Source organism: Pseudonocardia sp., from assembly GCF_025465255.1.
In the GTDB taxonomy this organism is placed as follows: domain Bacteria; phylum Actinomycetota; class Actinomycetes; order Mycobacteriales; family Pseudonocardiaceae; genus Pseudonocardia.
In genome coordinates, this window is the sequence record NZ_JAODNI010000247.1 from 1 (window position 1) to 4,552 (window position 4,552).

Genomic DNA, 4,552 nt, shown 5'->3' on the forward strand with positions numbered 1-4,552 from the left:
GCGCGGGCTGTTCCTGGTGGTGGAGGCGGTGCGCCAGCTCCGTGGCGAGTGCGGGCCGCGGCAGGTCCCGGACGCGAAGCTCGCCTGTGTCAGCGGCACGGGCGGCTGGTTCTGCTCGAGCGGGACGATCATCCTGGGGACCGAGGCCCCGTGACCGTCCCGCCGCTGCCGGGCACCTTCGACACGGCGGACGCGCTGATCTCGGCGGCGACCGCGGCCCACGGCGAGCGGGACGCCTACGTCGAGGCCGACGGCACCCGGATGTCGTTCGCCGAGTGGGACACCCGCTCCGACGCGCTCGCCGGGGCGCTGGCCGAGCGCGGGGTCGCCGAGGGCGACGTCGTCGCCCTGATGCTGCCGTCGTCGATCGACTACGCGGTCTGCTACGCGGCGCTCGCCCGGCTCGGCGCCGTGACGACCGGGCTCAACACCCGGCTCGGGCCGCGGGAGGTCGGCGCGGTGCTGGACCGGGCGGGCCCGGTGCTGGTGGTCCGCGACGGCGACGCCGGGCTGCCCCCGGTGCCGTCCGGGATCCCTGAGCTCCCGCGCACCGCGCTCGCCGGGCTGTACCGGCACGCGGGCCTCGGGGCCCGGCGGCCGGCGCCGGACCCCGCGGCGCCGGCCGTGATCATCTGGACCTCCGGCACCACCGGCACGCCGAAGGGTGCCTGGTTCGACTCCCGCAACCTCGCCGCGTCCGCGCGGGCGGCCGGCGTGATGAGCGCGCCGTACGACCGCAGGCTCGTCGCGACGCCGTTCGCGCACGCCGGGTACATGGCGAAGCTGTGGGACCAGCTGGTCTGGGGTCTCACGCTCGTCGTCTCGCCCGTGCCGTGGTCGGTCGCGGCGATGGCCGCGATCATGCGGGAGCAGCGGATCACGGTCGTCGGGGGAGTGCCGACGCAGTGGAGCAAGCTCCTCGACGAGCCCGGCGCGCACGGGCTGCCGGACCTGCGGGTCGGCATCGCGGCCACCGCGCCGGCGTCGCCGGACCTGATCGAGGCGGTGGCGCAGCGGATCGGCGTGCCCCTGGTCGTCCGGTACGCGATGACCGAGTCCCCGACGATCTGCGGCACCGAGCCGGGCGACCCGCCGGAGGTGCAGTTCCGCACCGTCGGCCGCCCGCAGGAGGGCATGGAGGTCGCGGTCACCGACGACGACGGGCGGCCCGTCGCCCCGGGCGGGACCGGCCGGGTCCGGGTCCGGGGCGCCTGCGTGATGCGCGGCTACTGGAACGACCCGGAGCGCACGGCCGAGACGCTGACCGAGGACGGCTGGCTGGTCAGCGGGGACCTCGGGCGGTTCACCCCCGAGGGGAACCTGGTGCTCGTCGGCCGCTCGACGGACCTCTACATCCGCGGCGGGTACAACGTGCATCCGCTCGAGGTCGAGAACGTCCTCGCCGAACACCCCGGCGTGCGCCGGGTCGCGGTCGTCGGCAGCCCGGCCCCCGTGATCGGCGAGATCGGCGTGGCGTTCGTGGTCCCGGCCGATCCGGCGGACCCGCCCGCGCTCGACGAGCTGCGGGACTGGACCCGCGAGCGGCTCGCGGACTACAAGCGTCCGGACCGCCTCGAGCTCGTCGAGGACCTGCCGGTCACCGCGATGCTGAAGGTGGACCGGAACGCCCTGCGGGCCGCGGCCGCGCCGGCGGGCTGACCCGCGGGCCGGCTCAGCCCGCGACGGTGCTCCGGCAGCGTTCGAGCAGGATCGCCGCCAGCTCGGCCGGGGCGCTGATCATCGCGTCGTGGCAGGTGTCGAGCTCGACCACCTCGTCGACCCCGCCCAGCGCCGCGATGGCCCGCCGCTGGGTCGCGAGGCGCTGCGCCCGGTCCCGCAGGGTGAGGATCCAGGTGCGCGGCACCTCCCGGGGCAACGCGCTCCGGTCCGCCGGCTCGGCCGTGACCCGGGTGGACTCGCCGTACCGCCGGGCCAGGGTGAACTCCCGCTGCGCGGGCGTCATCCCGTTGCAGAAGGACATCCGCGCGAGCACCCGGGGCATCGGGGACGACGGGCCGCCGCGACGGGCGGCCCGCCCGGCGTACCAGGCCAGCGGCCCGCTCAGCGTGTCGAGGATCGAACTGCCCTGCGGTGGCACCGCCGCGGCCATCAGGATCATCCGGCGGACCCGCTCCGCGCCGAGCCGCGCGACCACGCCCGGCACGGTGAGCCCGGCCATCGAGTGGCCGACCAGGACGACCTCGTTCAGCCCTTCGGCCTCGATCCGCCGCACGACCGAGTCCACCCAGTCCGCGACGGTGACGGTGGCCAGGTCGGCGGGGGACGAGCCGCGCCCGGGCAGGTCGACGGCGAGCACGGGCGTGTCCGGAGCGCGCCGCCGGAGCTCGGCAACGGTGGGCTCCCAGCAGTCCGCGGCGTGCTGGCCGCCGTGGACGAGGACGAGTGCGGGTCCGGGCATCGTGAGCTCCTGTGATCGGGGATCGACGCCGACCCCGCGAAAGAACACCGTCCGTCAGATAGTACGGTCGCAATCGGCGAAGATCTTCGTCCGATCGGCCGCATTCGCTGGTATTCACAGCTCAAAGCTTTGCGTCGATCGCCAGGTTGATGGCGATATCGTCAGATGTATCGTCGAACCGAACGGGGAGACCATGGACGTTCTCTCGGATTCCCACCGCCGTGCCCGCCGGGGCGGGGCCGCCGCGCTGCTCGCGGTGCTGGTGGCCCTCGTGGCTGCTGCGCCGTCCGCGGCCGCAGAGGGCGGACCCCCGGCCGGAGCCTGCCGGGTCGTCACGGTGCCGGTGGCCGGCGGCGCACAGGTCGAGGGCGACCTCTGCGACCCCGCCGGGCGCCCCTCGCCGGTCCTGCAGCTGCTCGTGCCCGGTGGCACCTACGCACGCTCGTACTGGGACTTCCCGGTCGGGCGCACCTCGGCCGGTGAGCCCCTCTCCTACTCCCGGCACATGACGGCCGCGGGCTACAGCACGCTCGCCCTCGACCCGCTGGGGGTCGGCGGGAGCAGCCACCCGCCGAGCGTGACGGTGACCATCCAGGCCCAGGCCGAGGCGATCCACCGGGTCGTGCAGGCGGCGCGGACCGGCGCCCTCGGCGCCACCTACCCGACCGTGGTGCTCGTCGGCCACTCGCTCGGGACCCTCACCGGCTACGTCGAGGCGACGACATACCGGGACGTGGACGGGATCGTCGCCAGCGGGACGTCGCACTCGCCCGCGGCGGGAGCCGTCGCGGCGCTGTTCGCCCACGCCGTCCCGGCGCCGCTGGACCCGGCGACGCGCGACGAGGTCCCGCTGGACATGGGCTACATCAGCCTGCCCGGGGCCCGGGAGACCTTCCACGCCGGCGGCCCGACCGATCCCGCGGTGCTCAAGGCCGACGAGGACTCGCGCAGCCCGGGCTCGTCGGCCTACCTCGGGACGCTCGCCCCCTACCTCGCCATCACACCGCTGTTGCGGACGGACACCCTCGACGTTCCCGTCCTCGTCGCCAATGGCCGCGGGGATGCCGTGTTCTGCCGTCAGGGTGGATACGGCTCCGGCACGGACTGTGCGGACGCACAGGCCCTCCGGGCGGCGGAGGCGCCGTTCTTCGGGCCCGGCGCGGTCCTGGAGACCTACGTGCTCCCGGACGCCGGTCACATCCTCAACCTCACCCCGTCCGCCTCGGACTGGTTCGCCCGTGCGACGGGGTGGTTCACCGAGCACTTCCCCCTCGACAGCTGATTCTGACGCCGACGCCGGGCGTCGAGGCGTGATTGCCTCTCGGAACGAGCGCCTGCGTCCGCTAATCTGACAGTGCGTGCACGCAAGCGGCACGGCGACCACGAGCAAAGGAGCGAGCATGGACGTCAACGGTGTCTCGGCGATCGTCACCGGAGGTGCGGGTGGTCTCGGCGAGGCGACGGTGCGCCGGCTGGTCGCGGCCGGCGCGTCGGTGGTGATCGCGGACCTGTCCGACGAGCGGGGCAAGGCGCTCGCGGACGACCTCGGCGAGCAGGCCCGCTACGTCAGCACCGACGTGACGGACGACGACAGCGTGCAGGGCGCGATCGCAGCCGCGACCGAGCTCGGGCCGCTGCGGCTGCTGGTGAACGCGCACGGCGGCTCGAGCGGCGGCGCCGCCCGGGTGGTGGGCCGGGACGGCTCACCCGCGCCGATGGACGCGTTCAACTGGTACCTGAACCTCTTCCTCTCCGGCACCTTCAACACGCTGCGGCTCGTGTCCGCGGCGATGGCCACCCAGGAGCCGGACGAGAACGGGTCGCGGGGGCTGATCGTCAACACGGCGAGCATCGCCGCCTACGAGGGCCAGATCGGGCAGACCGCGTACTCCGCGGCCAAGGGCGGCGTGGTCGGGCTGACGCTGCCGGCCGCCCGCGACCTGAGCCCGCTGGGCATCCGGGTCGTCGCGATCGCCCCCGGCACCTTCTTCACCCCGGCGTTCCGGATGGAGCGCGACGAGGCCGAGAAGCACTGGGGCAGCGGCGTGCCGTTCCCGAAGCGGATGGGCAGCCCGTCGGAGTACGCGGAGCTGGTGCACAGCATCGCGATCAACGACTACATCAACGGCGAGG

Annotated in this window: 4 protein-coding genes; 3 read left to right on the forward strand and 1 reads right to left on the reverse strand. The window is 74.5% G+C overall.

The annotated features are described in order from the left end of the window. Positions 1-150 precede the first annotated feature (150 nt). Entirely contained in the window at positions 151-1,659 is a 1,509-nt protein-coding gene (locus tag JWP64_RS30830) for a class I adenylate-forming enzyme family protein (protein ID WP_297504059.1), read from the forward strand. A gap of 13 nt (positions 1,660-1,672) precedes the next feature. Here the strand turns inward: JWP64_RS30830 and JWP64_RS30835 are convergent, their stop codons facing one another. Next, positions 1,673-2,419: an alpha/beta hydrolase gene (locus JWP64_RS30835; protein ID WP_297504062.1), complete on the reverse strand. Its 747-nt coding sequence runs from the start codon at positions 2,417-2,419 to the stop codon at positions 1,673-1,675. A 193-nt stretch (positions 2,420-2,612) separates the two neighbouring features. On the opposite strand from JWP64_RS30835, the gene JWP64_RS30840 reads away from it, so the two are divergent. Next, positions 2,613-3,701: an alpha/beta fold hydrolase gene (locus tag JWP64_RS30840; protein ID WP_297504065.1), complete on the forward strand. Its 1,089-nt coding sequence runs from the start codon at positions 2,613-2,615 to the stop codon at positions 3,699-3,701. 118 nt (positions 3,702-3,819) lie between these two features. Further along, positions 3,820-4,552, forward strand: a 733-nt coding sequence (locus tag JWP64_RS30845; protein WP_297504067.1) for an SDR family NAD(P)-dependent oxidoreductase, incomplete at its 3' end; no start/stop codon positions are given.

What these genes read in the sequence shown, in the direction of transcription:
- JWP64_RS30835 (WP_297504062.1), bottom strand. Translation starts at nt 2,419, where the DNA reads ATGCCCGGACCCGCACTCGTCCTCGTCCACGGCGGCCAGCACGCCGCG.
- JWP64_RS30840 (WP_297504065.1), top strand. Translation starts at nt 2,613, where the DNA reads ATGGACGTTCTCTCGGATTCCCACCGCCGTGCCCGCCGGGGCGGGGCC.